This window comes from Devosia riboflavina (assembly GCF_000743575.1).
GTDB lineage: Bacteria > Pseudomonadota > Alphaproteobacteria > Rhizobiales > Devosiaceae > Devosia > Devosia riboflavina.
The window spans coordinates 52314-74296 of record NZ_JQGC01000022.1 but is presented as its reverse complement, the minus strand read 5'-3'; the positions used below and the strand labels follow the sequence as shown (position 1 = coordinate 74296).

20 protein-coding genes are annotated in these 21983 nt (G+C 61.4%); 13 read left to right on the top strand and 7 right to left on the bottom strand.

Annotated elements, in window-relative coordinates:
* The first annotated feature begins 169 nt into the window (after nt 1-169).
* The 8 genes from JP75_RS19370 to JP75_RS19335 all read left to right on the top strand — a co-directional run bounded on the left by JP75_RS19370 (nt 170) and on the right by JP75_RS19335 (nt 7958).
* Nucleotides 170-1006, top strand: coding sequence for a carbohydrate ABC transporter permease (locus JP75_RS19370; protein WP_084587801.1), 837 nt, complete (start codon nt 170-172; stop codon nt 1004-1006).
* Nucleotides 1003-1821 carry a carbohydrate ABC transporter permease gene (locus JP75_RS19365; protein ID WP_035086138.1) on the top strand — a complete coding sequence of 273 codons (819 nt, stop codon included), beginning with the start codon at nt 1003-1005 and terminating at the stop codon, nt 1819-1821. The genes JP75_RS19370 and JP75_RS19365 overlap by 4 nt, the downstream gene beginning before the upstream one ends.
* 7 nt (nt 1822-1828) lie before the next feature.
* Entirely contained in the window at nt 1829-4030 is a 2202-nt protein-coding gene (locus tag JP75_RS19360; protein WP_035086136.1) for a glycoside hydrolase family 2 protein, read from the top strand.
* Nucleotides 4031-4042: 12 nt separating this feature from the next.
* A complete protein-coding gene (locus JP75_RS19355) occupies nt 4043-5101 on the top strand; it encodes an ABC transporter ATP-binding protein (RefSeq protein WP_035086135.1) in 1059 nt (352 codons plus the stop codon).
* A 433-nt stretch (nt 5102-5534) separates the two neighbouring features.
* Nucleotides 5535-5849: a hypothetical protein gene (locus JP75_RS19350; protein ID WP_051960938.1), complete on the top strand. Its 315-nt coding sequence runs from the start codon at nt 5535-5537 to the stop codon at nt 5847-5849.
* Between the two features lie 2 nt (nt 5850-5851).
* On the top strand, nt 5852-6757 hold the full coding sequence (locus JP75_RS19345) for a siderophore-interacting protein (RefSeq protein WP_035086133.1): 906 nt from the start codon (nt 5852-5854) through the stop codon (nt 6755-6757).
* 89 nt (nt 6758-6846) lie between these two features.
* Nucleotides 6847-7347, top strand: a complete 501-nt coding sequence (locus JP75_RS19340) for a flavin reductase family protein (protein ID WP_244446361.1) — start codon at nt 6847-6849, stop codon at nt 7345-7347.
* 164 nt (nt 7348-7511) lie between these two features.
* Nucleotides 7512-7958, top strand: a complete 447-nt coding sequence (locus JP75_RS19335; protein WP_035086128.1) for an RrF2 family transcriptional regulator — start codon at nt 7512-7514, stop codon at nt 7956-7958.
* A gap of 12 nt (nt 7959-7970) precedes the next feature.
* On the opposite strand, the gene JP75_RS19330 is transcribed toward JP75_RS19335, so the two are convergent.
* The 7 genes from JP75_RS19330 to JP75_RS19300 are packed head-to-tail and all read right to left on the bottom strand — an operon-like array spanning nt 7971 to nt 14903.
* Nucleotides 7971-8312, bottom strand: a complete 342-nt coding sequence (locus JP75_RS19330) for a DUF3088 domain-containing protein (protein ID WP_035086126.1) — start codon at nt 8310-8312, stop codon at nt 7971-7973.
* A gap of 23 nt (nt 8313-8335) precedes the next feature.
* The gene (locus tag JP75_RS19325; protein ID WP_035086124.1) at nt 8336-9643 is read right to left on the bottom strand and encodes an NtaA/DmoA family FMN-dependent monooxygenase; all 1308 of its coding nucleotides are present in this window, start codon (nt 9641-9643) and stop codon (nt 8336-8338) included.
* A 22-nt stretch (nt 9644-9665) separates the two neighbouring features.
* On the bottom strand, nt 9666-10316 hold the full coding sequence (locus JP75_RS19320; protein ID WP_035086123.1) for an NAD(P)-dependent oxidoreductase: 651 nt from the start codon (nt 10314-10316) through the stop codon (nt 9666-9668).
* A 21-nt stretch (nt 10317-10337) separates the two neighbouring features.
* Nucleotides 10338-11585 (bottom strand): FAD-dependent oxidoreductase, encoded by a 1248-nt coding sequence (locus JP75_RS19315; RefSeq protein WP_035086121.1) that lies wholly within the window; start codon nt 11583-11585, stop codon nt 10338-10340.
* Nucleotides 11582-12616, bottom strand: coding sequence for an ABC transporter substrate-binding protein (locus tag JP75_RS19310; RefSeq protein WP_035086119.1), 1035 nt, complete (start codon nt 12614-12616; stop codon nt 11582-11584). The genes JP75_RS19315 and JP75_RS19310 overlap by 4 nt, the downstream gene beginning before the upstream one ends.
* 10 nt (nt 12617-12626) lie before the next feature.
* Nucleotides 12627-13847, bottom strand: coding sequence for an acyl-CoA dehydrogenase family protein (locus JP75_RS19305; protein ID WP_035086117.1), 1221 nt, complete (start codon nt 13845-13847; stop codon nt 12627-12629).
* Between the two features lie 15 nt (nt 13848-13862).
* Entirely contained in the window at nt 13863-14903 is a 1041-nt protein-coding gene (locus tag JP75_RS19300) for an ABC transporter substrate-binding protein (protein ID WP_035086115.1), read from the bottom strand.
* A 299-nt stretch (nt 14904-15202) separates the two neighbouring features.
* Between JP75_RS19300 and JP75_RS19295 the strand changes: the two genes are divergently transcribed.
* From JP75_RS19295 to JP75_RS19275, 5 genes are all read left to right on the top strand, one after another.
* Nucleotides 15203-16192, top strand: coding sequence for an ABC transporter permease (locus tag JP75_RS19295; protein WP_035086113.1), 990 nt, complete (start codon nt 15203-15205; stop codon nt 16190-16192).
* On the top strand, nt 16189-17181 hold the full coding sequence (locus tag JP75_RS19290; RefSeq protein ID WP_035086112.1) for an ABC transporter permease: 993 nt from the start codon (nt 16189-16191) through the stop codon (nt 17179-17181). The genes JP75_RS19295 and JP75_RS19290 overlap by 4 nt, the downstream gene beginning before the upstream one ends.
* On the top strand, nt 17178-18878 hold the full coding sequence (locus tag JP75_RS19285; RefSeq protein WP_035086110.1) for an ABC transporter ATP-binding protein: 1701 nt from the start codon (nt 17178-17180) through the stop codon (nt 18876-18878). The genes JP75_RS19290 and JP75_RS19285 overlap by 4 nt, the downstream gene beginning before the upstream one ends.
* Nucleotides 18879-18946: 68 nt before the next feature.
* Nucleotides 18947-20008, top strand: a complete 1062-nt coding sequence (locus JP75_RS19280) for an aldo/keto reductase (RefSeq protein ID WP_035086109.1) — start codon at nt 18947-18949, stop codon at nt 20006-20008.
* 317 nt (nt 20009-20325) lie between these two features.
* A complete protein-coding gene (locus tag JP75_RS19275; RefSeq protein WP_035086107.1) occupies nt 20326-21948 on the top strand; it encodes an ABC transporter substrate-binding protein in 1623 nt (540 codons plus the stop codon).
* Nucleotides 21949-21983 lie beyond the last annotated feature (35 nt).

Below are 21983 nucleotides of genomic sequence, written 5' to 3'. Positions count from 1 at the left end.
CCTATCTCGGTGTCATCCCCGCGAAAGCGGGGACCCCGTTTCACAACGGAGGTTCCCGCTTTCGCGGGAATGACGTCGGGTTTGGCAGGCAGTGGTGACAACAACGGAGAATAGCGTGGCGCAATCGGGTCTCGCGCGAAACGAGCAGGTAAGCGGTTGGCTTTTTGTCATGCCCGCCTTGGTGCTGCTCGGCGTCTTCATGATCTATCCGATCCTGTGGTCGCTCTGGATGAGTTTTCAGGTCGGCCGCGGCATGGCCTTCAGCTTCGGCGGCTTCGCCAATATCGTGCGGCTGACGCAGGATCCGGTCTTCATCCGGGCGCTCACCAATACGCTGACCTTCCTTGCCATCCAGGTCCCGATCATGCTGGTCCTGGCAATGCTCTTCGCCAATGCGCTCAACGACAGCAAGCTCTGGGGCAAGGGTCTTTTCCGCACCGCCATCTTCCTGCCCTGCGTCACCTCGCTCGTCGCCTATTCCGTCGTCTTCCGCTCGATGTTCGCCGCCGATGGCGTGATCAATCAGTTCCTGCTCTTCACGCACATCATCTCGGATCCCATCCCCTGGATGGCCGATCCCTTCTGGTCGAAGGTCGTGATCATCAGCGCCATCACCTGGCGCTGGACCGGCTACAACATGATCTTCTATCTCGCCGCCATGCAGAATATCGACCGCTCGATCTACGAAGCGGCCAAGATCGATGGCGTCCCCGCCTGGGCCCGCTTCTGGTACATCACCGTCCCCATGCTCAAGCCCGTCATTCTCTTTACGACGGTGATCTCCACCATCGGCACGCTGCAGCTCTTCGATGAGCCCAACCTGATCCCCTCGACCCCCGGCGCCCCCTCGGATTCGACGCTCACCCTGTCGCTCTACATCTACAACCTCAGCTTCAAGTTCATGCCCAGCTTCGGCTATGCGGCGACCGTCAGCTACGTCATCGTCGTCATGGTCGGCATCCTGACCCTGATCCAGTTCCTGGCCGCAAGAGAGCGCCGCACATGAGCAACCCTCTCGCCCTTCTCGGCCGCATTGCGACCTATCTGCTGCTGATCGTCGCCGCCTTCGTTTCGGTCTTTCCCTTCTTCTGGATGATGATCGGCGCGACCAATCTTTCCGCCGACATCATTCGTGGCAAGGTCACCCCCGGCGGCGCCCTGTTGCAGAACATTTCGGTGTTCTTCAATTCCGTCGATATGCCGCGCATCCTGTTCAATTCGTTCCTGATCGCCGGCCTCGGCACGGCGCTGACCCTCTTGGTCTCCTCGCTCGCCGGCTATGGCTTCGAAATGTTCCGCAGCAAGGTCCGCGAAAAGATCTTCGGCGGGCTGCTGCTGATGCTCTCCATCCCCTTCGCCGCCCTGATGATCCCGCTCTTCATCATGATGGCCAACTTCAAGATGATTAATACCTATCAGGCGATCATCCTGCCCACCGTCGCCTCGATCTTCATCATCTTCTACTTCCGCCAGGCGACGAAGGCCTTCCCCTCCGAGCTGCGCGATGCCGCCCGCATCGATGGCCTCAAGGAGTGGCAGATATTTCTCTATGTCTATATGCCGGTGATGCGCTCGACTTACGCGGCCGCCACCATCATCGTCTTCATGGCCAACTGGAACAATTACCTCTGGCCGCTCATCGTCCTCCAGACCAATGAGATGAAGACGCTCACCCTCGTTGTCGCCGGTCTCACCTCCGCCTATACGCCCGATTTCGGCGTCGTCATGGTCGGAGCGATCTTCGCCACCCTTCCCACCCTCATCATTTTCTTCCTGCTCCAGCGCCGCTTCGTCGAAGGCATGCTGGGCGCCGTCAAGTAGAACCCCTATGCGTCCTCTCATCGATTTCAATTCCGGCTGGCTCTTCGAAGGCAAGGACACCGTCCGTCTGCCGCACAATGCGGTGGATCTGCCTTTCTCCTATTTCGACGAAAAGGCCTATCAGCGCGAATTCACCTACGAAAAGCGCTTCAATGCCGAGGAAAGCTGGCAGGGCCGGGAAGTCTCCGTCGTCTTCGACGGCGCCATGGCCAATTCCCGCGTCTATCTCAACGGCGAGGAAATCGCTGCCCACAAGGACGGCTACACTCCCTTCGAAGGCCGCCTCACCGGTCGCGTGAAATCGGGCGAGAATGTCGTAAAAGTCGTCATCGACGGCAGCGAAAACCCCGCCATCCCGCCCTTCGGCGGCTGGATAGACTACCTCACCTATGCCGGCCTCTACCGCGAAGCCTGGCTGCGCGTGACCGCACCCATCTTCGTCGGCAACGGCAAGATCGAAACGCCTGATGTCTTGGCCGACAAAAAATCCGTCCGCGCCCGCATCGATCTCGCCAATCCGCAAAACCTGCCACTCTCCGGCACGCTGGTCGCAACTCTCAAGGATGCCTCCGGCAACGAGATTGCGACCACCGACGCCGCCATCACGGGCACCTCGGTAAACCTCGCCTTCGACGACCTCACCGGCATCACTCTCTGGGACCTCAAGACCCCGGCGCTCTACACGCTCGAAGTCACCATCGACACCGCCTCAGGCCAGGATACCGCCGCCTTCCGCTTCGGTTTCCGCAGCGCCGAATTCACCACCGAAGGCTTCAAGCTCAACGGCAAATTGCTGAAACTGCGGGGCCTCAACCGCCACCAGTCCTTCCCCTATTCCGGCTATGCCATGGGCAAGTCGGCCCAGGTGCAGGATGCCGAAATCCTAAAGCACCAGTTGCACCTCAATATGGTGCGCACCTCGCACTATCCGCAGAGCCACTATTTCCTCGATCGCTGCGACGAACTCGGCCTCCTGGTGTTCGAAGAAATCCCCGGTTGGCAGCATATCGGCCCCGCTGAGTGGAAGGACGAAGCGGTCGAAAACGTCCGCCGCATGATCACCCGTGATTGGAACCACCCTTCTATCGTCATCTGGGGCGTGCGCATCAACGAAAGCCAGGACGACCACGATTTCTACGTCCGCACCAATAAGCTGGCGCACGAACTCGACACCACCCGACAGACCGGCGGCGTTCGCTACCTCACCGATAGCGAACTGCTCGAAGACGTCTACACCATGAATGACTTCATCCTCGGCAACGAGGAACTGGGCGGCAATCGCCCCCGCACACCCCTGCGCCCGCAGCAGGAAGTCACCGGCCTCGACCGCGTCGTGCCCTATATGATCACCGAATATGGTGGGCACATGTACCCCACCAAGTCTAACGATCAGGAACAGCGCCAGGCCGAACACGTCCGCCGCCACCTCGACGTGATGAACGCCGCCTATGGCGATCCGCAGATCGCCGGCTGCATCGGCTGGTGCGCCTTCGACTACAATACCCACAAGGATTTTGGCTCGGGCGACCGCATCTGCCACCACGGCGTCATGGATATGATTCGCGAGCCAAAATTTGCGGCCTACGCCTATGCCAGCCAATGCGAGCCCGAGGACGAAGTCATCCTCAAGCCCGTTACCTTCTGGGCCCGCGGCGAGCGCAATATCGGTGGCGTCCTGCCGCTGATCATCCTCACCAATTGCGACGAGATCGAGCTGACCTATGGCAGCAACACGCCCAAGCGTTTCCGTCCCGATCGCACCGCCTATCCCCATCTCCCCCATGCTCCTGTCATCATCAAGCGCGAGGACCTGACCGACGAGGAATTCGGCCTCTGGGGTCTCTCCTGGGAAGATGCCGTCATCACCGGCTATGTGAAGGGCGCCGTCGCCAAGACGGTAAAATTCATCTCCGACCCGATCGCGACCGAACTTCAGGTCATCCCCGACCACACCGAACTCGGTGCCGAAGGCGATACGGTCCGCGTCATGGTCCGGGCGCTCGATCAGTCGGGCAAGAAGCTCCCCTTCTTCCCGGAACCTGTCTCCATCGAAGTATCGGGCGCCGCCGAGCGTCTTGGCCCCGGCCTTGTGCCGCTGCGCGCTGGCGCCACCGGCTTCTGGCTGCGCACCATCGGCAAGGGCCCGATCACGGTCACCGTCACCAATGAGCGGCTTGGCCGCACCGTCTCAACGCTCACCGCCATCTGAGGAACAGTCAGCATGTCCGGCTTGAAACTACGCAATGTGAAGAAATCTTTCGGCGCGGTGCATGTGATCAAGGGTGTCGATCTCGACATCGAAGACAAGCAGTTCGTGGTCTTTGTCGGTCCCTCGGGCTGCGGCAAGTCCACCCTCCTGCGCATGATCGCCGGGCTTGAGCAGATTTCCTCCGGAGATCTCTTCATCGGCGACAAGCGCATGAACGATGTCGATCCCGCCCAGCGCGGCATCGCCATGGTGTTCCAGTCCTATGCGCTCTATCCGCATATGACGGTCCGCGAAAACATGGGCTTTGCCCTTAAATTCGCCGGCCGCCCCAAGGACGAAATCGCGAGGCGTGTCGATGAGGCCGCCCGCATTCTCGAGCTTGGCAAGCTGCTCGATCGCCGCCCCGGCCAGCTCTCTGGCGGCCAGCGCCAGCGCGTTGCCATCGGCCGCGCCATCGTCCGCCACCCGGACGTGTTCCTCTTCGACGAACCGCTCTCCAACCTCGATGCCGAACTGCGCGTTCACATGCGCATCGAAATCGCCCGGCTCCACAAGGAGCTGAACACCACCATCATCTACGTCACCCATGACCAGGTCGAAGCCATGACCCTGGCCGACAAGATCGTGGTCCTGCGCGATGGCATCATCGAACAGGCCGGCTCGCCGCTCGAACTCTATGACGACCCGGACAATCTCTTCGTCGCCGGCTTCATCGGCTCGCCGAAAATGAACCTCCTCGACGGCACCGTCGAAGCCGGCGGCATCCGCCTCGCCGATTTCCCCAACGACCTCATCCCGTCCCCCATCGCCATCCCGGCCGGCACCGCCGTCACCGTCGGCATCCGCCCCGAACACTTCGACCCCACCGGCACGGCCGCGCTCGACACATCAGTCGAAATCATCGAGCACCTGGGCGGGGAAACCTACGCCTATGCCCGTGGCACCGGCTCCAACCTCTTGACCATCGCCACCGACAACAACCGCACATTGAAGACCGGCGACCGCTACCAGGCCAGGTTCAACCCCGCCTCACTGCTGATTTTTGCGAAAGACGGCCAGCGGCTGCGCTAGTCCAATCCGCCTTCGGACTAACGCTCATACTCCTCCCATCGTCATTGCCGGGCTTGTCCCGGCAATCCATCTCGCCTCCGCTGGGGACCGCCGGGACAAGCCGGTGGTGACGATCGCGGAACGGCCGAGAAGCACTTCACCCGACGCCACACTCCCCTTGATAGTGTGCCGCCCTCACCCTCATTCCCTCCCCACAAGGGTGAGGAAAGCGCTTGCCTCGGTCTTCCGTCTCCTTCGTCTCCCTCCCCCTTGTGGGGAGGGATTAAGGGTGGGGGTAGGGGGAGCCACGAAGTCTGAAGTCAAAACTCCCCTTTGGTGGGGGAGGTAAACCGCCAACCTCCGACGCCCCTTGCATCCCACCCCACACCTCTTTAATATGACCAAACAATTCATATTAAAGCGGGCGCCGCTTCGGCCAGTGCCCGGAGTTGCCATGCACCAAAATGCCGACCCCGACGCCGATCGCGACAATGCGGATATTCTCCATCAGCGCGTCCTGACCCTCTTCTGCGAAGCGCTGGAAGTGAACCAGGCGCAACCCATGGACGTCCTCGAAACGCTCGCTACCGCCCTCGGCAAGGTCTATCGCGAAGTCGCCGATTCCCACCTGCCGCCACGCAATTGCGTCTGCGGCTGGGAGCCCGCCGAATATTCCGACGTGCACTCATTGCAATTTGCCTTGGCCCGCGCCGCGCTGTCGGGCGATCGCTCCTCGCTCGCCCTCTCTCCCGTCATCGGCCACGCCTGAATATGTCCCACACACGTCCCTATCGCATCTTCAACGCGGCCCATGCTCGTTCCGAAGACGTCACCCCGCATCTGCGCCGCATCACCTTTTCCGGCCCCGACATCGCCGAAATGGCCACCTGGGCGCCCGACCAGCGCATAAAGATCTTCTTCCCCACCGATGATGGCCGCATCCCGGACATGCCGGACCGGGAAGACTGGTACTCGATCTACAAATCCGTGCCGGTCGCCGAGCGCGTCCCCATGCGCACCTACACGATCCGCAATCTCCGCGCCGACCAGGCCGAAGTCGACGTCGAATTCGTCCTCCATGGCGAAAACGGCCCCGCTTCCCGCTGGGCCACCCACGCCAAGCCGGGCGACAAGGTGCAAATCTCGGCCCCCAATCGCCGCGCCGAAAAGATCGGCGGCGGCTTTGAATGGAAGCCACCCGCCGATCCGCGCCACGTCCTTCTCATGGCCGACGAAACCGCCATCCCCGCCCTTGCCGGCATCCTCGAAGAACTCGCTGCCCGGCCAAACCCGCCACCCTGCGAAGTTTTTGCCGAAGTCGCCGACCGCGCCGACGCGCTGCCCCTTCCCAACTGGCCCGGCCTCAATATCCACTGGCTCATCCGCCACGAAGAAGGTGACCCGCGCCCCGGCGACCTCCTCGTCGCCGCTGTCGAGCGCGCAAAACTCCCTGCTGCCAATGCCGAACAGGCCGGCACCGAGCTCGAAGCCATCGACATCGACACCACAGTGCCCTGGGAACTGGCCAAGGCCACCGAAGGCGCTTTCTATGCATGGATCGCCGGCGAGTCCGAAGCCATCATGTCCATCCGCCGCACCCTCATCAAGGAGCGCGGCATCGACCGCAGCCTTCTCAACCTCATGGGCTACTGGCGCTTCGGCAAGGTCTACGAATAGGCGAAAGCCAATCTTCTGCTGGCGCTAAATTTTCTTCGCGCGAGTATCTGGATGACGCTCTATCCTGCGCCCCAGCAATGGAGAATCGCGTGACTGAAACAGCAAATGCCGAGCGGGTGATCGATATCCGCACCTTCTGGCAGGCAGTCGGGCTTCGCGCCGTCGGTACCGCCATCGTTACCGCCGAAGGCAAGGATGGCCCCCGCGGTTTCCTCGCCCTCTCCGCCACCCATCTCTGCGCCGAACCACCCATGATGATGGTCTCGGTCGACAAGAAGACCTCGGCCCTGCAGACCATGCTCGACGGCAATCACTTCGCCATCAATTATCTCTCGACCGCGCAAGCCGATCTCGCCAGTCCCTTCGGCGGCAAGGGCGACCTCAAGGGCGCCGATCGCTTCAGCCTCGGCTCCTGGACCAAGTTGGCATCCGGCGCGCCGGTTCTCGCAGGGGCGGCTGGCGTCATCGATTGCCGCATCGAGGAAGTCATCGAACGCTTCGGTACGGCCATCGTCATCGGCCGGGTTTTGGACTTCACCTCGACCCCGGACACCGCTCCACTCGTCTCGTACAAGGGCAAGACGCTTTAGAGTCACCAATTCAGCCCAAAGCGACACTCATTGCTAACAGTCTGCTAGCCGATAGGCGCCCCAAAGGCCCGATCGGGCATAGAGCCCCTTGTTAAGAAGATTGATCGACTTTATCTACCAACTGCGCGAAATTTTCGCGCAGCTTGAAGGATGGTCGGTTCGCTATGCTCACCAACAAGGGCAAATATGGTCTGAAGGCCTTGGGCCACCTCTCCGGCGTGAAACCGGGCGATCTGGCCATGGTCGGCGACATCGCCGCGACGAATAACATCCCCAAAAAATTCCTCGACGCCATCCTCTCCGAGCTGCGCAATGCGGGCTTCGTCTACTCGCGCAAAGGCAAGTACGGTGGCTACTATCTTGCTCGCCCGCCTGAAGAAATCATGATCGGCCACGTCGTTCGCGTGCTCGATGGCCCCCTCGCGCCGATCCCCTGCGCCAGCAAAACCCGCTACCAGCCCTGCGCCGATTGCGACATCGAAACCTGCCGCGTCCGCAAGCTGATGTTCAACGTCCGCAACGCCATCGCCGAGGTTCTGGACAATACCAGCCTCGCCGACATGCAGGCGGCCGGCGGCGTCGAGAGCATCAATAACGACCTCGTCGCCTGACCCGCTAAGCCCTTAATGTAGCTTGGGAAATCCGTGCCGCTCCGCGAGCAGCGCCAGGATGCGCGGCGTGTCGCTGATAAAGAAATTCCCATTCGCCTCCCGCGCATCCGCCGGCGGATTCTCGCCGAACACCAGCACCGGAAGCCCTTGATTCTCCTCGCCAATCAGCGCGATCACCGGCAGCCGGGGCCGCGGAAAAGGTAGGCGAGTCACTTCCACTTTCTCAGCTAGCGCCGGAAAACTCGCCAGCAACCCCTCGACCTGATTGCAATAGGGGCAAACGAACGGCCCGTTGTCGCGCTTGGGATCGTCAAAACCCGGAGCGATGAGAAAGATCTTGTCCTTGGTCGTCATGTACTTACTTTCGAAAACGCAGCTTAGGCGGGGTAGGGCAGGCCATAACGATCCCTGATCGTTTTGCCTTCATATTCAGTGGGATAGACCCCGCGATCCCTTAGGATCGGTACGACCTTTTCGACGAATTCCTCGATATCATCCGGCGCCCGCGGCGGCTGATAGGTATAGCCATCCACCGTCCCATCGGCCCAGAGATCGATGATCTGGTCGGCCACTTCTTCGGCCGTCCCCAGCACCAGTCGGTGGTGCCCCTCAGAGCGCCGAACCACCTGACGCGCCGTTAGCTTTTCATGCGCCAGGAGGTCGGAAAGCCCGAGCCCCATACCAACGGCCATGATGCGATTGGGGTCGGGAATAAAACGTTGGGCATCAAGCACTTCATCAGGATTGAAGGTGTCTGCATCGAGCCCGTTTTCTCTGATGAAACGTGCAAGCAGCCCATCTTCCGAGCCCGCACCACTGAAGAGTTCATGCTTGCGCAGGGCCTCCTCGCGCGTCTCCCCGACAATGGCGACGAGCCCCGGCACAATGCGGATTTCCGAGGTGTCGCGGCCAACTTCCCTGGCGCGATCGAAGACTTTCTTGCGGAAAGCCTGCCCCGCTTCACGCGAGAGAATATTGCAATAAATGATCTCGCCATGCCGCGCCGCAAGATCGATTCCGCCTTCCGAAGCGCCGGCCTGCGCGATCACCGGATGTCCCTGCGGACCACGCGGCACATTGAGCGCCCCTTTGACCGAGAAATATTCGCCTTCATGTTCAATGGCTTGCGCCTGGCTCGCATCCCAAAACCGCTCGGGCGGCACCTCGCCGGCCCGCCGCGGATCCCAACTGGCCCAGAGTTTCTTGGCCACATCGAGAAATTCCCGCGCCTTGGCGTAACGCACATCACGCGGGGGCAGCGGCTCATTGCTGAAATTGGCCGCAACCGCAGGATTGAACGAAGAGACGATATTGATGATCAGTCGGCCGGCCGAAATAATATCGGTCGACTGCGTCCGCCGCGCCAGATTATAGGGCGAATTATAGGTCGACGACATGGTGGCGACAAAGCCGATATCGGGCACCTGCGCCGCCAACGCCGTGACCAGGATCAGCGGATCGATCGTGTGGAACGGCCGGCTGTTGGGGTCCGTCATCAGCGCCGGATGATCGGAGAAAAAGACCGAGTCGAACCGCCCGCGATGAGCCAGTTGCGTCAGCCTTAAATAGTAGGCGGGATCGGTGATTTCCTCGCGCGTACCGGTGCGATATTTCCAGGCGTTGCCGAGATATCCGGTCGTGTTGATGCCGACATTGAGGTTGAGCCGGCGCTTGTACGTGGTCATGCTAAAGTCCCAAGCAATCGGCTCAATAGGCCGCCGTGAAGCGACGACGGACGTAGTGGCCCTGTTCCAGCTCATCGAGAATGGCGACGGCGAAATCGGCCTCGGAAATACGGCTATTGCCTGCGGCATCTCGTAAAAGCTGGTCTTCTCCGAGGCGGAACTTACCGGTGCGCTCGCCGGCCTTGATTTCAAGCGGCGGGGAGACATAGGTCCAGTCGAGATCATATTCGCCGCGCTTGAGCGCGCGCAAAATCTCGCGATTGCGCAGCGTATGGGCCTTGTGATCGGCAGGATAAAAATCGCTATCGACCACATCGACGCCGGGGCTGGCTTCAAGGCTGCCGACGCCGCCGACAAGGATCAGCCGCTTCACGCCACCAAGCTTTACGCCCTCGAAGAGCGATTCATGTGCGCGGCGAATGAGCTCGGCCGCCTCATCTGCCGAGTACTTTCGGAGACCGGGGCTATAGGCCGAAATCACTGCATCATGGCCGGAAACAATCCGTGCAACGGCTTCCGTATCGGCCAGATCTGCCGTGAGCGTAGTCAAGTTGGGCGCCGCGTCGAGCGGGCTCGAATTGGTGACGGCCGTCACGCGAAGACCGCGCGACAGGGCTTCCTTGCGGATATTGCCGCCGATATTGCCGGAGGCGCCGAAGACGACGATGGACATGGAATGGGGCTTTCTATGGTTCTACTCGGCGGCAACGCCCTTTAGGGCGCGGCCGGCGGCGACATTGTTCTGCATGGCAGTGAGCGAGGAGCGCACGGCCTCGTAGCCATGCTCGCGCATGGCGTTTTCGTAGTCGTTGAGCGCTGCGAGGATGGGCTTGCCGCGTTGGCGGGCGGCCACAAGTTGCGGCACGAGCAGGCCCGTGTCGTAGAGGGCGGTATTGCCGCCCAGCGCACGGAAATAGGTCATGGCGTGAATGGAATCGCCCAGAAGGGTCACAGGTCCCGTTTCCCAGACTGCACCGGGCTGCGACGAGCGCACTTTCAGGAGAGCCACGGTCGACGGATCGGTATGGCGGATCAGCTTGAGAATGCGCTCGTCCCAATGCTCGATCTTTGCCAGCAGCACTTCTAGAAGTTCAGCGCCGGAAAGGGTTTCGAGCACATCGTCCGGCGCCAACTCGCCGACCTCATAGGCCGTGTTCCACCAGACATAGCTGGTCGTGTTGTTGAAGTGGAAACCGGCAATATCCTTATGGGTCACGTCATTCCTGCCGATGACGCCGTGCTGGTCGAAGGCCGAGGGATCAACGCGATGACTGGTGATCATCAGGTTGTGGCCCTCGCTTGGGCGGATATTGGCATTGGTGTCGAGCAGGACGGATTCGATGCCATGCAGCGCAGCCGCATCGAGGGTCATCTTGCCGGCGAGCCGACGCACACCTGTGTCGATGCTCTTTAAGTCAGGTAGCAATTGCCGCCGCACAGCCGAGCCCGCGCCGTCGGCGCCGACGAGAATATTGGAACGTACCTGCGACCCATCGGCAAAGTGCGACAGCACCGTACCTTCGGGCTCTATCTCGTAGCGCAGGAACTGCTTGCCGGTCTGTACAACATCTTCGAGGCCCGACAGCAGAATCTGTCGCAAGGTGATGCGGCTTACCGACTTTTCGACATGCGTGTCCTCGACACCGCGGCCCCAGGCGCTGCTATCCACCGGGTTGAAATTTTCGTCGAGCGCCGTGTTTTCCGTTGGCGCCCGGCCCAGCGTGGCGAGGAATGCTTCGAAGAGGTGCGGCGGCAGATTGGCCTCAAGCGCATCAAGGCCGCGCTGCCTGAGGCGCAGGCGAAAGCCCTGCACATAATCGGCCCGCACGGCATCGCGCTCGAACACGGCAGCTTCGATGCCGTTCTTCTTGAGCCCTTGGGCGAGCGCCAGCCCGCCGGGGCCGCCGCCGATGATGGCGATATCGACAAAGGGAGTAGTCATGCGGCCTCGCTGCGCCGTGCGGCATCAAGTGCGCGCGGATCGACCCATGCGGCGACGTCGAAATCGGCGGGAATAAAGCCCCACTCGAGAAGGAAATCCTTGAAATGGGAGAGGGCGTCGATCTGCTCGTCTTCCAGTGTCAATTTCAGGTGGCGATGGACATTCGTGCCATTGGCGGCCCAGATCGCTTCCTCGGCAACGCCGATTTCCCGGGCGATGAAACGCACCGTGTCCTCAGGATGCGCCTCGGCCCACGCGCCGACGCGGTCGACGGTGGCCACGAGTTCAGCCACGAGGTCCGGTCGCTCATCGGCAAACTTTGCATCGACCGTCAGCGGGCGCGGCGTACCATTGTTGATGCGGATGCGGGCATCTGGGTGGAAGCCAAATTCGGAAACGATAGTCGCGCCGATCTGATTGGCGAGCACCAGGCCTTCGGCGCCCTTGACGAAGAAGGCGTCGATTTCTCCGCGGGCGAGAGCCAGCAATTCACCGCCATAGGGATAGCGGCGCTTGAGGCCGAGGAAGGTCGCATTGCCTATTTCCAGCAAAGCGGGCTCGCGCGCGTCGAGATAGACAATCTCGACATCCCCAGCCGTCAACCCCTCAAGCGAGAGCGCCGAGACGATCCCCTTGAGCGCAGTTGCGCGCTGGAAGTCGACGATGCCACCAGCCTGCCGCGGCACGCCAACCTTGCGCCCCTTGAGGTCTTTCGCGGTCTTGATGCCAGTCGTAGGCAGGGAAATAACCGCCTGGAATTCATCGGTCGTGGTGATGCCGACGATGCGGGTTTCCCGACCGCCAGAACGTGCCCAGATCGGCGGGATATTGCCGCCCTGGCGGAAAGACCAGTCAAGTGCATGGGTAAAATGGCTCTGGCGAACCGCCGGGTCTTTGCTATCGCGGATCGAGGCAACTGCAACGCTCCTGGTGCCAAATGCCTCGTCCACCCAGCCAAGCTGGGCCGCGATGGAGAGCGGTGTTGGGGCAGGGCAGCGCGTGTACCAGACGGATTTGGGTTCCTGGCTCATCTGTGTTTCCTCAGGCGCTGGCGACAAGGCGCGGACGCGTCGGCGTACGCACGGCGACGGGTTCGACAGGCTCGTCCTTGCGCGCGGCGTAGCGAGCGAAGGCGCCCTTGGCCAAAATAGTGCGGATCATGTTGTTCTGCGGCGCATGGGCCTTGCCCGAGATCGCGTCGCGATGGTGCCGCTCCAGCGGATGGTCGCGGCTGATGCCGGGATTGCCACCGAGATCGAGCGCTAGGGTTGTCGCCAGAATGGCGTTCTCGATCACCACATGCTTGGTTGCAGCCGAGTCAGAGCCAAAGGGACGACCCGCGTCAAAATCCTCGGCAATCGTGCGCAGCAGACGCCGATTGGTCGCGAGCCAGACTTCGATCTGGCCGATGCCATCCTGGATCCGTGGAACGGTGGAAAGCGGTGCGCCGAGGCTGGCCGGGGCGCGGGTGCTGGTGAAATCCACCAGCCAGTCGCGTGCGGCGCGAGCGGCGCCGTCATAGATCGAAGGGACGAGAGTAAAATACCAGGCGCCAAGGCGCTCGTCGCGCTTGAGGCCTTCGGTGGCCGGCGCGATATCAAGCACATCGTCGATATCGATGGCGACGTCATCGAGGATCAGGTCATGGCTGTTGGTGGCGCGCATGCCGGTGGCGTTCCAGGTCTTTTCGACGCGAATGCCGTCGGCATCGGTCGGCACGAGGAAGGAGCCGAGGCGCGGTTCCGGTTCGTCGGTAACAGCCAGTACTGAAACCCATTTGAGCAGCGGAATGCCGGTCGCATAGGTCTTGTGGCCGGTGATGCGCCACTGATTGCCGACCTTGCGCGCCACCGTTTCCGGCAGGCTGCCATGCGAAGGCGACCCGACGCGCGGCTCGACCTGCGCTGCATTGAGCAGGGCCACGCCTTCGCGATTGGCCTTGGTGACACGCTCGATCAGATGCTGCGGCCACTTGCCCGAGGCGCGGATGCCATAGTGCTGGCTGTAGTGCATCGCCAGCACCAGCGCCGTGGACGGCTCGCCCTGCGCCACGGCCGAAACCACGGCAAGCGCTTCGTTGAGGCCGCCGCCAAGGCCGCCATGCTCGGTTGACGTTACGAGCCCAAGCAGGCCGGCCTCGTAAAGCGCGTCAAAATTGGCGAAGGGAAATTCGCCGGTTTCGTCATAGTGCCCTGCGGTGAGGGCGAAGCGTCGGCCGAGATGTTCGGCCTTGGCGATATAGGGGGTGAAATCGGTGGTCATAAGTGTCCTCGGAATTCAGGCGACGGCGCGGACGTCGATGCCGTCCCAAGGCCGGCGGTCGACCCAGGCGTTGATGTCAAAATCGCGTTCGAGGAAGCCCCACTCGTAGAGGAAGTCCTTGTAGTGCCCGATGGCGGCGACCAGTTCCGGCTCAAGACCGAGCCCCAGATGCTTGTGCAGGTCCGGCCCATTGGCTGATGCCACGACTTCTTCGGAGGCGCCGACCTCGCGGGCGACGAAACGGCGGACATCGTCGGGATGGGCCTCTGCCCAGTCGCTGGCACGATGCAGCGTCTCGATGAGACGAGCGACGAGGTCCGGCCGGTCTTCGGCAAGGCGTTCGTCGACGGTCAGCACGCGCGGTGAGCCGGAATTGATGCGAATCCTGGGATCGGGATGGAAGCCGAACTCGACCACGGTATGGGCCGCGATCAGATTGGCGACGGCAATGCCGCCGGTTCCCTTGACGTAGATGGCATCCACCTCGCCGCGCAGCAGGGCAGCGATTTCGGCACCGTAAGCCTGACGATTGCGGAGGCCGTAGAGCTGCGGGCCTTCGCGGCCATCGAGCACGGAATCGGTCAGCGCAATGTCGACGATCTCGACTTGCTTATGCGAGAGACCTTCCAGCGAGAGGGCCGAGACGAGGCCCTTAAGCGCGGTTGCGGCCATGAAATCGACGATACCAGGCGGGCGGCGAGCGATGCCGAAGCGGCGACCGACCAGGTCCTTGGTGGTTTTGATGCCGCTACCGGGCAGGGTGATGATGGCCTGGAACTCATCGGTCCAGGTGATGCCAACGAGACGAGTCGGATTACCTTCCGAGCGCGCACGGATCGGCGGAACATTGCCGCCGTGGCGGAAGGAATAGTTGAGGTGATGGTCGAAATGGCTCGACCTGATCGCCCGATCCTTGCTGTCGATGATCGAGTTGAGCTTCACGCCCTCCTTGGCGAAAGCCTCTTCCAGAAAACCCAGTTGCACCGCCAGACCAACCGGAGTGGGCACGGGGCAGCGCGTGTACCAGATCTCGGAAATCGTGTTCTTGATCGTCATGCCTCGTCTCCTGTTGGCGGGAGCAGGTTTTTCCAAACCAGCATCCCAATGCGTTTGTCTGTTTCCGTCGTGCCCTGTGAAGAGCAATGAATTTGCGCAAATGTTCAGAATTGGCTGTTGTGTAAGAAGCTAGTTCCTGAAATGGCGCAAAGTCAGGATGAATTTGCCAAAGCAGATTTGACAAAGCCTATAAAACTAGTCAACATAAATTTCGCAGGCTGAACCCCGGAGCCGAGCGTCGCTCTTTCCGGATGCCGCAAGGACCCCATTGCTCCTATCGAGTGAAAGAGAAAGCGCTCATGTCAGCACTGCTGCGCATATTGAGGACGTTGCGACGCACGCTTCTGCAAGCGGTGCCCACCATCCTCGGCATCATCATTCTCAATTTCTTCCTGCTGCAGCTTGCCCCCGGCGACGCAGCGGACGTCATGGCGGGCGAGGCTGGTTCGGCGACCGTCGAAACCATGCAGGCGCTGCGCGAGCGCTTCGGTCTCGACAATCCCGTGCTGGTGCAGCTCGCCAATTATCTCGGCAATCTGGCCCAGTTCAGCCTCGGCTTTTCGCCGCGCTACGGCATGCCGGTGACCGAACTCATCGGGCAGCGCCTGCCCGGCACGCTCACGCTGATGGCCATGGCTCTGGCCATTGCCATTCTCATCGGCTTGACGCTGGGGTCGCTGATGGCTGCCTTTTCCGGTCGCTTGCCGGATCGCCTGCTCTCGATCCTCGCGCTGCTGTTCTATTCCGTGCCGGGCTTCTGGATTGGCCTGATGCTGATCGTGCTGTTCTCGGTGACGCTGGGTTGGCTGCCGAGCGGCGGGGCAGGGACCATCGGCTCGTCCTATACCGGCTTTGCTGCCATCGTCGACAAGGCGCGCTACATGGTCCTGCCGGCGACCTCACTCGCGCTCTTCTATGTCGCGATCTATGCCCGCCTGACACGCGCCGCCATGCTTGAGGTCAAGAACCAGGATTTTGTGCGCACCGCTTACGCCAAGGGCCTCTCGCCCGTGGTGGTGACAGTCAAGCACGTGCTGCGCAATGCGCTCATTCCCATCACCACCATGGCTGGCATGCATGTCGGCGGCATGCTCGGCGGCGCCGTAGTGGTGGAGACTGTCTATAGCTGGCCCGGCCTCGGGCGCCTCGCTTTCGAGGCCGTGATGGGCCGCGACTACACCGTTCTTCTGGGCATCCTGCTGCTCTCGTCCATCCTGGTCATTCTGGCCAACACGGTGGTCGACCTCGCGCAGGCCTGGCTCGATCCCCGCATCGGAGAGCAGAAATGACGACCGAAACCGCCGTCACGCATGCCGCTACGCCAATTCAGTCGCGCGCCAGCGCTACTCAGGCCGAAAAGCCGGATACGCCTCAATGGCACAATATCAAGGCACCCGACGCCCGCACGACGCGCACGGCATCAGTCTCCGTGCCGGCGGGCCGGCGTGAACTCGCAGCCTTCCTGCGCAATCCCAATGCGCTTTTCGGGCTGGTTTTCCTCTCCCTGATGGTCTTGGTTGCACTCATTGCGCCCATCGCCTTTCCCGGCGATCCGCTGGGCATGGTCGGAAAACCCTTCCTCTGGCCGGGCCAGGATGCGGCCTTTCCGCTTGGTACGGATTCCATGGGCCGCAATGTGCTGGCCGGTCTCTTCCACGGCGCACGCATCTCGCTTTTTGTCGGGTTGACCGCAACGGCCCTGGGGCTTGGTGTCGGCATCACTGTCGGTTCGCTGGCCGGCTATTTCGGCGGCTGGGTCGATGACGTGCTCGTTCGCATCATCGAAATCTTCCAGACCCTTCCTAATTTCGTGCTGCTGGTGGTCCTCGTTGCCATCGCCCAGCCATCGGCCACCACTGTTTCGGTCGCCATCGCCATCGTGAGCTGGCCCATGGTGGCGCGTCTCACCCGCGCCGAGTTCCGCGCCATCCGCGAGAAGGACTACGTGGTCGCCGCGCGCAGCCTAGGCTTCCGCCACCCGCGCATCATCTTCAAGGAAATCCTGCCCAATGCACTGCCGCCGCTGATCGTCACCGCCTCGGTCATGGTTGCGACGGCCATCCTGATGGAATCGGCATTGAGCTTCATGGGCCTGGGCGATCCTAATGTGGTCAGCTGGGGTTCGATGATCGGCAATGGCCGCGAACTGATCCGCACTGCCTGGTACCTCACCTTCCTGCCGGGTCTCGCCATCGTCTTCACCGTGCTCGCTCTCAACCTGATCGGCGACGGTCTCAACGATGCGCTCAACCCGCGCTTTTCGGAGGAACGGTCGTGAGCCCTGCATCCAGCCGCCTTCTCGAGGTCGAAAACCTCACTGTCCGCTTCGGCTCCGCCGATCCTGTTCGCCACCTGAGCTTTTCCGTCGATCGGGGCGAAACCGTCGCCGTGGTCGGGGAGTCCGGTTCGGGAAAATCGCTCAGCGCCCTGGCCTTGATGCGCCTCCTGCCGCGCAATGCTGAGGTGCCCAATGGCCGGATCACTTTCGAAGGCACGGACCTGCTAAAGCTTTCCGACCGCGACATTCGCAAGGTGCGTGGGCGGGAGATCGCCATGATCTTCCAGGAGCCGATGACCAGCCTCAATCCGGTCGCCACTATCGGCAACCAGATCGCCGAGGTGCTGCGCCTCCACGAAAAGTTGAGCAGGAAGGAAGCGCGTGCCCGCGCCATAGAACTGCTCAACCTCGTGAAAATCCCCGATGCCGAAAAGCGCGTCGACGATTTCCCGCACCAGCTTTCCGGCGGCCAGCGCCAGCGCGTGATGATCGCCATCGCCGTGGCCTGCAAACCCAAACTTCTTATAGCCGACGAGCCAACGACGGCGCTCGACGCGACCATTCAGGCTCAAATCCTCGAACTGCTCGACGAACTGCGCCGCAAGCTGTCCATGGGCCTGCTGCTCATCACCCACGATCTTGGCGTCGTCTCGCGCTGGAGCGATCGCGTCGTCGTCATGTATCACGGCGACAAGCTCGAAGAACTGCCGACGTCCGAACTCTTCTCACCCGACCGCCATCCCTATACGCGTGGCTTGGCGCAAGCCTCGATCCGGCTCGAAGACGGCGTGCACTACACCTCGCGCACGCTTTCCGAGATCCGTGTGGTTAGGGATGCCGACGGCCAGAACGACTATCAAATCCGCCAGCCCGTTCCGCGCGATCTGCCGCCCGTCGCCAATGACGACGAGCCGATCCTGCAGGTCGATGGTCTCTCCGTCACCTACAGGACCCGCAATCGTGAAAACCGAGCGCTCGACAAGGCCACGCTAACGCTGGCCAAAGGCGAAACGCTTGGCATCGTAGGCGAGTCCGGCAGCGGCAAGTCGACCCTGTCGAAAGCCATCATGCGCCTCGTCAATGCCGAAAGCGGCAGCATCCGTTTTCAAGGCCAGGACATTACCAGCCTCGGCCCAAACCAGCTCCAGCCGGTTCGCCGCGACTTGCAGATGATTTTCCAGGACCCGTTCGGCTCGCTCAACCCGCGAAAATCGATCCGTGACATTCTCGAAGCGCCGCTGATCGTCCATGGGGTGCGCGACGCTGCGGAGCGTCGCCAGCGCATAGCCCAAACTTTCGATCACGTCCGCTTGCCGCTCTCCGCCGCCGAACGCTATCCGCATGAATTCTCCGGCGGTCAACGCCAGCGCATCGGTATTGCCCGGGCGCTGATCCTAAAACCTTCGCTCGTCATCTGCGACGAACCGGTTTCAGCGCTCGACGTGTCCATCCAGGCGCAGATTCTCAATCTCCTGGTCGATCTCAAGCGTGATCTGGGCCTAAGCTATCTCTTCATCTCGCACGATCTGGCGGTGGTCCAATACATCTCCGACCGCGTCATCGTGATGAAGGATTCCCGCATCATCGAAGAGAGCGACCACAAGACCATCTGGCGTCAGCCCAAGACCGACTACACCCGCGCGCTCATCGCCGCGGCGGCCGGCGGCGAAACCCGAAACAGGGCGCTCGCCTCCTGACCTCAATTCCACCTTCAATGCAAAAGACCATGGTGCCACTATCAGGCACCACGAACAGGGAGTTTTCCATGGTCGACTATCGCTATCTTGGCCGCAGCGCGCTGAAAGTGTCGCCGATCACCTTGGGCACCATGATGTTCGGCAATCAGACGCCTGATGATGTTGCCTTTCGCATCATCGACAAGGCGCACGAACAGGGTATCAATTTCATCGATACCGCCGACGTCTATCATGACGGCAAGTCCGAGCAGACCGTCGGCAAGGGCATCAAGAAGCATCGTGACGATTGGGTGCTCGCCACCAAGTTCGTCAATTCGCGCGATCCAAAGCCCAACAAGGGCGGCTATTCGCGCAAGTGGGTCTACGAAACCGTCGAGAACTCGCTGCGCAATCTCGATACCGACTACATCGACATCATCTATTTCCACCGTGCCGTGTTCGATGCGTCGCTCGATGAGCCCGTCCGCGCCATTGCCGATCTGATCAAGGCCGGCAAGCTGCGCTATTTCGGCGTCTCGAATTTCCGTGGCTGGCGCATTGCCGAAGTCGCGCATCTGGCCGACCAGCTCGGCATCGATCGTCCCATCGCCAGCCAGCCGCTCTACAACATCGTCAACCGCACCGCCGAAGCTGAGCAGCTTCCCGCTGCTGTCGCGAACGGCTTGGGCAATGTCTCTTATAGCCCGCTCGCCCGCGGCGTGCTTACCGGCAAGTACAATATCGGCGAGGCTCCGGGGGCCGATACGCGTGCCGGCCGCGGCGACAAGCGTATGCACGATGTAGAGTTCCGCGAGGAATCCATCGAAGTCGCCAAGAAGGTAGCAGCCCATGCTGCGGCCAAGGGCACGACGGCCGCCGACTTTGCGCTGGCCTGGGTGCTGAACAACCAGCTCATCACCTCGGCTATCGCGGGTCCGCGCACCGAAGAGCAGTGGGACGGCTATATCCGTGCGCTCGATGTGAAGATCGACGCCGACGATGAGGCACTGGTGGACAGCCTCGTCGCGACTGGCCATCCCTCGACCCCTGGCTTTACCGATCCTGGCCATCCGGTCGAAGGCCGCGTGCCGCGTTCGGCCGCCGGTTCCGCGCAGATCATTCCGCTCAGCCGTACCCAGCGCGTCGCCTGAGCGCTATCTGCCAGAATTGCAGAAGGGCCGGCGCTTGCCGGCCCTCCTTGTTTGAACGAGCACAGAAGCATTTTCTTCTGCAATTCTTTTGATTTCTTCGCCGATCACCCCGCCGATCGGCCCAGCCTCAAACTCACGCGCGAAATTTTTCTTTCTCGACGAAGAGCGGCGCTGAGGGTTTTTCCACCCATCGCCTTAGTTCGTAATCCATTATCTCGATAAAATAACTAGACATTATAAAGTCATCCTGCCCCGCGCTGATTGGGGACCAGTTTCCACGTCGCTCATAGAGCGGCACGCAACGGACAGGACCAAAAATGACGACTTCCAAATCTCGTGGCGTGCTCGCCCCAACGCGCCGCGCCTTCCTGCTTTCCACAGCCGCCCTCGCGGTGATTTCGACCCTGCCGGGCTTCGCCTTCGCCCAGAGCGCCACCCCGACGCCGGGTGGAAGCGTAGCGATCAATATCGGCACGGAACCGCCGGTGCTTGTGCTCATCGCGCACACCGCCGGCGCCGCGTACTACGTCAGCGGCAAGACCAATGAGGGCCTCCTCACCTATGACGAGAATTTTGAGCCGCAGCCGTTGCTCGCCACCTCGTGGGAAGTCGCCGAAGATGGTCTCCGCTATGCCTTCAAGCTGCGCGAGGGCGTGAAGTGGCACGACGGCACGGACTTCACGGCTGACGACGTTGCCTTCTCCATCCTTGCCCTCAAGGAACACCATCCGCGCGGGCGCGCCACCTTTGCCTCGGTTGAGGCAGTCAACGTGCTCGGCCCGCATGAGGTCGAACTGATCCTCTCCAAACCCGCGCCCTTCCTGCTGACGGCCTTCGCCAGCTTCGAAGCGCCGATCGTGCCAAAGCACCTCTACGAGGGCACGAACATCCCTGAAAACCCGCACAATTTCGCGCCGGTCGGCACAGGCCCCTTCACTTTCGTCGAATGGGTGCGCGGCAGCCACGTCATCCTCAAGAAGAACGAAAACTACTGGGGTGAAGGCAAGCCGTATCTCGACCAGCTCATCATTCGCTTCATCGTCGATCCCGCCGCGGCCGTTGCCGCCATTGAATCGGGCGAAGTGCAGGTTTCGGTCGCCAATGTACCGCTCACCGATATCGAGCGCCTCAAGGCCAATCCGAACCTCGTCGTCGATACGCGTCCGGCGCCTTATTCGCCGAGCATCGCGCGCGCCGAATTCAACCTCGAAAACCCCTACCTCGCCGATGTGAAGGTCCGCCATGCCATCGCGCATGCGATCGACAAGGATTTCATCGTCAACACCATCTATCTCGGCTACGCCACTCGTCTCGACGGCCCGGTGAGCCCGGATCTCGCGCGCTTCTACAATCCCGATGTGCCGAAATACGAGTTCGATCCTGCCAAGGCCGAAGCGCTGCTCGACGAGGCCGGCTATCCGCGCGGCGCCGATGGTTTCCGCTTCAAGCTCTTCGTCGATCCGACCCAGCCCTCAGGCCCACCGAAGCAGACCGGCGAATATTTCGTCCAGGCCCTCGCCAAGGTCGGCATCCAGGTCGAGCTGCGCACGCAGGATTTTGCGACCTTCGTGAAGCGCATTTTTACCGATCGCGACTTCGATATCGCCATCGAAGGCATGAGCAATCTCTACGACCCGACCGTTGGTATCCAGCGTCTCTATTGGTCCAAGAATTTCAAGGTCGGCCTGCCGTTCTCCAACGGCTCCAAGTACGAAAATCCGGAAGTCGATCGTCTGCTTGAAACGGCGGCTGTCGAGATTGATCCTGCCAAGCGCCTGCAACTGTTCAATGATTTCCAGCGCATCGTGGTCGAAGATCTGCCGACGCTCGACATCGTCACGCCCGCCTCGATCACCATTTCCGACAAGCGCGTGCAGAACCTCAAACTTGGTGCCGAGCACCTTTGGACGAACGGCGCAGATATCTATCTCGCTTCCTAGTCTCCTGGCCTGCCGGATAAGTGTCCGGCAGGCCT

Excerpts from the sequence above, each read along its gene's own strand:
- JP75_RS19335 (WP_035086128.1), top strand. The coding sequence starts at position 7,512 with ATGCTCACCAACAAGGGCAAATATGGTCTGAAGGCCTTGGGCCACCTC.
- JP75_RS19315 (WP_035086121.1), bottom strand. The coding sequence starts at position 11,585 with ATGACTACTCCCTTTGTCGATATCGCCATCATCGGCGGCGGCCCCGGC.
- JP75_RS19300 (WP_035086115.1), bottom strand. The coding sequence starts at position 14,903 with ATGACGATCAAGAACACGATTTCCGAGATCTGGTACACGCGCTGCCCC.
- JP75_RS19280 (WP_035086109.1), top strand. The coding sequence starts at position 18,947 with ATGGTCGACTATCGCTATCTTGGCCGCAGCGCGCTGAAAGTGTCGCCG.
- JP75_RS19275 (WP_035086107.1), top strand. The coding sequence starts at position 20,326 with ATGACGACTTCCAAATCTCGTGGCGTGCTCGCCCCAACGCGCCGCGCC.
- JP75_RS19355 (WP_035086135.1), top strand. The coding sequence starts at position 4,043 with ATGTCCGGCTTGAAACTACGCAATGTGAAGAAATCTTTCGGCGCGGTG.
- JP75_RS19370 (WP_084587801.1), top strand. The coding sequence starts at position 170 with ATGCCCGCCTTGGTGCTGCTCGGCGTCTTCATGATCTATCCGATCCTG.
- JP75_RS19350 (WP_051960938.1), top strand. The coding sequence starts at position 5,535 with ATGCACCAAAATGCCGACCCCGACGCCGATCGCGACAATGCGGATATT.
- JP75_RS19360 (WP_035086136.1), top strand. The coding sequence starts at position 1,829 with ATGCGTCCTCTCATCGATTTCAATTCCGGCTGGCTCTTCGAAGGCAAG.
- JP75_RS19345 (WP_035086133.1), top strand. The coding sequence starts at position 5,852 with ATGTCCCACACACGTCCCTATCGCATCTTCAACGCGGCCCATGCTCGT.
- JP75_RS19320 (WP_035086123.1), bottom strand. The coding sequence starts at position 10,316 with ATGTCCATCGTCGTCTTCGGCGCCTCCGGCAATATCGGCGGCAATATC.
- JP75_RS19295 (WP_035086113.1), top strand. The coding sequence starts at position 15,203 with ATGTCAGCACTGCTGCGCATATTGAGGACGTTGCGACGCACGCTTCTG.
- JP75_RS19330 (WP_035086126.1), bottom strand. The coding sequence starts at position 8,312 with ATGACGACCAAGGACAAGATCTTTCTCATCGCTCCGGGTTTTGACGAT.
- JP75_RS19365 (WP_035086138.1), top strand. The coding sequence starts at position 1,003 with ATGAGCAACCCTCTCGCCCTTCTCGGCCGCATTGCGACCTATCTGCTG.
- JP75_RS19290 (WP_035086112.1), top strand. The coding sequence starts at position 16,189 with ATGACGACCGAAACCGCCGTCACGCATGCCGCTACGCCAATTCAGTCG.
- JP75_RS19310 (WP_035086119.1), bottom strand. The coding sequence starts at position 12,616 with ATGAGCCAGGAACCCAAATCCGTCTGGTACACGCGCTGCCCTGCCCCA.
- JP75_RS19325 (WP_035086124.1), bottom strand. The coding sequence starts at position 9,643 with ATGACCACGTACAAGCGCCGGCTCAACCTCAATGTCGGCATCAACACG.
- JP75_RS19305 (WP_035086117.1), bottom strand. The coding sequence starts at position 13,847 with ATGACCACCGATTTCACCCCCTATATCGCCAAGGCCGAACATCTCGGC.